Origin of the sequence: Comamonas halotolerans (genome assembly GCF_030162935.1) — a bacterium.
Classification (GTDB): domain Bacteria; phylum Pseudomonadota; class Gammaproteobacteria; order Burkholderiales; family Burkholderiaceae_C; genus Comamonas; species Comamonas halotolerans.
The window spans coordinates 1-267 of record NZ_JASAUZ010000060.1 but is presented as its reverse complement, the minus strand read 5'-3'; the positions used below and the strand labels follow the sequence as shown (position 1 = coordinate 267).

The 267-nt window shown below is 68.5% G+C and carries 1 protein-coding gene; it reads left to right on the top strand.

All coding sequences use genetic code 11. From position 1 onward, the window contains the following. A partial coding sequence (locus tag QEP11_RS16610) for a phage baseplate assembly protein V (protein ID WP_284337763.1) occupies positions 1 to 267 on the top strand: 267 nt, incomplete at both ends.

The window sequence follows — 267 nt, the reverse complement described above, 5'->3', positions numbered from 1 at the left end:
CGGCAGCAGGCCGCACAGCAAGGCGCTGGCACACCCTCACGCCCAGGCAGCCACACGCCCAGTGTCTGGCTGCGTGTGGTCTCCCCCATGGCCGGGCCCAACTGGGGAGCACTGGTGCTGCCACGCATTGGCGCGCAAGTGCAGCTGAGTTTTATCGACGGCGATATTGACCGCCCCGTGGTCAGCCAGCAGCTGCACACCGCGCAGGATCTGCCGCCCTGGAGCGCCGGAGAAGACGGAGCAGGCAACCACCCGGGCGTTATCGCG